Consider the following 293-nt stretch of genomic DNA (forward strand, 5'->3'; position numbering starts at 1 on the left):
CGTCCGTCTGCGTGGGGGTGTGGATGTCGACGCAGTAGGTCTGCAGCATGCCGCCGCCTTCGACGGACATCTCGAACAGTCCTGCCGACACCTGCTGGTCCCCGGCGGCTCCGCGGATCACGGCCTCGCCGTACGTCTTCAGGCCCTCCACGGTCGCGGCCGCTCCGCCCTCACCGTGCGTCGTCCCGTCGTCGGCCACCGCCGTCCCGGCGCCGGCGAGTACACCGGCGGCGATGAATCCGGACACCAGCGTTCCGGCGGCGAGACGTCTCACCGGCCCGAGCCCACGAGAC

Annotated in this window: 1 pseudogene; it reads right to left on the reverse strand. The window is 72.0% G+C overall.

Annotated features, from left to right (window positions below):
- Nucleotides 1-274, reverse strand: a pseudogene (locus tag J0695_RS42245) (peptidase); the annotation flags it as partial.
- Nucleotides 275-293 lie beyond the last annotated feature (19 nt).

The sequence above is a fragment of the Streptomyces beijiangensis genome (genome assembly GCF_017315755.1).
Taxonomy (GTDB): Bacteria; Actinomycetota; Actinomycetes; order Streptomycetales; family Streptomycetaceae; genus Streptomyces; species Streptomyces beijiangensis.